This is a genomic window from Desulfothermus sp. (assembly GCF_053993635.1).
In genome coordinates, this window is sequence record NZ_JBMYBT010000118.1 from 1 (window position 1) to 3,596 (window position 3,596).

General features: G+C 36.3%; 3 protein-coding genes. All 3 read right to left on the reverse strand.

All coding sequences use genetic code 11. The features are described from left to right. Window positions 1–270 precede the first annotated feature (270 nt). From clpA to ACY2V1_RS08605, 3 genes are read right to left on the reverse strand one after another with little or no spacing between them, the layout of a single operon-like run. Window positions 271–2,487, reverse strand: coding sequence for an ATP-dependent Clp protease ATP-binding subunit ClpA (gene clpA, locus ACY2V1_RS08595; RefSeq protein ID WP_461834383.1), 2,217 nt, complete (start codon window positions 2,485–2,487; stop codon window positions 271–273). Window positions 2,488–2,489: 2 nt separating this feature from the next. Then, window positions 2,490–2,801 (reverse strand): ATP-dependent Clp protease adapter ClpS, encoded by a 312-nt coding sequence (gene clpS / locus ACY2V1_RS08600; protein ID WP_461834384.1) that lies wholly within the window; start codon window positions 2,799–2,801, stop codon window positions 2,490–2,492. Beyond that, complete coding sequence (locus ACY2V1_RS08605; RefSeq protein WP_461834385.1) at window positions 2,785–3,396, reverse strand: class IV adenylate cyclase; 612 nt, start codon at window positions 3,394–3,396, stop codon at window positions 2,785–2,787. The genes clpS and ACY2V1_RS08605 overlap by 17 nt, the downstream gene beginning before the upstream one ends. Between the last annotated feature and the right edge of the window lie 200 nt (window positions 3,397–3,596).

Consider the following 3,596-nt stretch of genomic DNA (forward strand, 5'->3'; position numbering starts at 1 on the left):
ATAGTGCTTTTGATTTTAGGCATAAATGATAATGGGGGGTGAAAAAACAATATTTGGAAAATGTTGTAGAAGAGTTGTTTTTATGATTTAGGTGCAATTAATAGATGCATAATATGCTTCATACTTGACTAATGTGTTTTTTCTATACCCTTAAAAAGGGGATTGCAGAAAAAATCACTAAATACCAGTTGGCAGTTTTTTCATAAATACATATACTTTTTTTTACAGAAATACGTGTGTATTCATAATTATAACCAGGAAGGGAGTATTTTAATTTTCAAACTTAAATTCAAGTTTATCTTGTTTTCCGTCATTTTTGGCTATAACTAAGACCTTTCCTCCTCCACTGAGCTTACCAAAAAGTATTTCATCAGTAAGTGGGTCTGCAATCTCCTTTTGCACAACCCTTCTCATTGGTCTTGCACCATAATCTGGATCAAATCCTTTTTTCGCCAGAATATCCCTTGCAGTTTCATCCAATAACACTTGAACCTTTTTATCCTTTAATTGTTCATTTAATTCTTTAATGAACTTGTCTACTATCATCTTCATCAGGTCTCTATTAAGAGATCTAAAAGGAACAATTCCATCTAACCTATTTCTAAACTCTGGTGAAAAATATTTCTCTGCTGCCTTTACACCCATATGTGTTTTATCTTCAATTTCTTCTTTTGCAAAACCAATGGATGTAGAAGACATATCCCTTGCACCAACATTGGAGGTCATAAGCAGAATTACATGTCTAAAGTCTGCTTTTCTACCTGTATTGTCAGTCAGAGTTGCATAATCCATAACCTGAAGTAGTATATTAAAAAGGTCTGGATGGGCCTTTTCTATTTCATCTAAAAGCAAAACACTATGGGGATGTTTTCTAATACTATCAGTTAGTAAGCCCCCTTGATCAAAGCCAATGTATCCTGGAGGAGCACCAATTAGACGCGCTACAGAGTGTTGCTCCATGTATTCACTCATATCAAATCTCAAGAAATTAATTCCAAGAATGTTCGCGAGTTGTCTTGCAAGTTCAGTCTTTCCAACACCTGTTGGACCAACAAACAGGAAACTGCCAACAGGTTTATTGGGCTCTCTTAGACCAGCACGAGAACGTTTTATTGCACGCACAACTTGCTCAATTGCCTGATCCTGCCCAAAGACAACCTGTTTTAGTTCTGCCTCCAGATTCTTAAGCCTATCCTTATCCGAGGTAGTGACGCTCCTAATTGGCACGCGGGCTATCTTAGCAACTACATTTTCAATGTCTTTTACAGATATTACCTTTTTCTTTCGCTCCTTTAAGGAAAAATGGGCTCCACATTCGTCTATTACGTCTATTGCCTTGTCTGGCAAAAACCTATCAGGCAGGTATTTAATTGTAAGGTCAACAGCAGCTTCTATGGCCTTTTTTGAATATCTAATTTTGTGGTGTTGTTCATAATATTTTTTAAGACCCTTTAATATTTCAACACTTTCATCCCTGCTGGGCTCTATAATGTCAATTTTCTGAAAACGTCTGGACAATGCCCTGTCTTTTTCAAATAAATTTTTATATTCTTCATAAGTAGTTGATCCTATACATCTAATTTCCCCTGAAGCCAACACCGGCTTTAATATATTTGACGCATCTAAAGATCCTCCACTGGTTGCTCCAGCACCAACAATAGTATGTATCTCATCAATAAAAAGGATCACATTTTCCTTTTTCTTTTTTAGTTCGTTGATAATTCCCTTTAATCTTCCTTCAAAATCCCCTCTAAACTTGGTTCCTGCAACGAGAGATCCCATATCAAGGGCGTATATCTTAGTTCCTTGAAACTTTTTTGGTACCTCTCCCCTTGCAATTTTTAGTGCAAGACCTTCTGCTAACGCAGTTTTACCTACACCAGGCTCACCAACATATAAAGGGTTGTTCTTCCTCCTGCGAGATAAAATCTGTATGGTACGCTCAATTTCCTCTTCTCGCCCAATTAAAGGATCTATAAGCCCCATCTGGGCCTTTAGTACAAGGTCCTGGGTGTATCTTTCTAGAAAAGACTGTCTTTTTGGATTTTCAGCCTCTTCTTTTGGTTGACCATGGGATATATATTCCAATATATCCAGCCGCTCCACACCATGACTCTTTAAAAAATATGTAGCGTATGAATCTTCTTCTTCCATTAGTGAAGCCAAAAAATCTCCTAATTCAACACGTGATTTTTCAGCAGACTGGACATGAAAAATTGCCCGTTGAATCACCCTTTGCACTGCCAGGGTCTGGATAACCTCCCGTCCCTGGGACTCAGGATACACATCTAAATTATCTATAAAGTACCTCTCTAACTGTCCTTTTAGTTTGTTTACATTAACTCCACAATTTTTCAGGAGATTTTTCCCTTGTGGTACAAGTAAATAGGCATAAAGCACATGTTCTAAGGTCAAAAACTCGTGGTGCCGAATCCTAACTTCTCTAATTGCCAAAGCAAAAACCTTTTCTAAATCTTTACTTAACATAGCTAAACCTCTTCCATAGTACATTTTAAGGGGAATCCTTTTTTTCTAGCCATCTTGTGTACTAAAGCTACCTTTGTTTCTGCTATCTCTGCTGGATACACCCCACAGACCCCAACTCCCTTTTTGTGCACATTTAACATAATAGCTACAGCTTCTTCTTTGCTCTTGTGAAAAACTTTCATTAAAACATCAACTACAAAATCCATTGTGGTGTAGTCATCGTTATGAAGCAAAACTTTATATTTAGGTGGTTCCTTAAGATCATCTTCTATAAGGGTCTCTTCGTGGAGTTCTGGTCTATTTTCCATAGTCATAATCCAAAACTCCTTTATACGATTTTTTATATTTAGTCCAATCCTTAAAAACAAAACTATCCATTGGTGGAAGCCCTAATTTTCTTCTAATGTTAGCGTTGATCTCATGATAGGTCATGGTTGAAGAATTCCCATAATCCAGACCTAACTCAGTTGCCACTTTTCTTAAATCTCCTGTTCCTTCTATTTCTAAATAATCACCAAAGGGTAAGGTGTCCAGGCATATAACTGTATTATCAAACTCCCACTTTTCTCTTATTTTCTCATACTTAAGAGATATTTCAAGTCCAATTTTGCTCAAAGTGATTACAAAATTTTCCCTATTATCAATTATGGTTTCAAATTCTTCTGCTACTTTTTCGCCCCTTAATTCTTGGGCAGAAATTGCTTTTTTCAAACACAAGGTATGTGTTTTATTTGTGCTTCTTAGCCTTACAAGTATTCCCTGATTTTTTAACCTTTTGTCAGGATAATCAAACACTATATTTTGCTCAAAATACCTGTCTATAAAAATTGCACCCAAATTTTTTAGCCGTTTTCTGATATCTTCAAATCCGTGCTTAACAAAAAATTTTACTTCCCTTTCTATGGCCATAATTCTCTCTCTCGTGTTCTGTAATTCGTGATTTGTGATTTGTGATTCGTAAATCGTAAATCGGAAATCGGGAATCGGAATCGTAAATCAAATCACTAATCACGAATCACTAATCACTATTATTTTAAAGTGGCTGGATGGTCAAGGCATTAAAAACAATTTGACATCAATCCTCTATTATTGATCTTAGCCTTGCAAAG

Coding starts and splice junctions, on each gene's coding strand:
- clpS (WP_461834384.1), bottom strand. CDS start 2,801: ATGACTATGGAAAATAGACCAGAACTCCACGAAGAGACCCTTATAGAA.
- ACY2V1_RS08605 (WP_461834385.1), bottom strand. CDS start 3,396: ATGGCCATAGAAAGGGAAGTAAAATTTTTTGTTAAGCACGGATTTGAA.
- clpA (WP_461834383.1), bottom strand. CDS start 2,487: ATGTTAAGTAAAGATTTAGAAAAGGTTTTTGCTTTGGCAATTAGAGAA.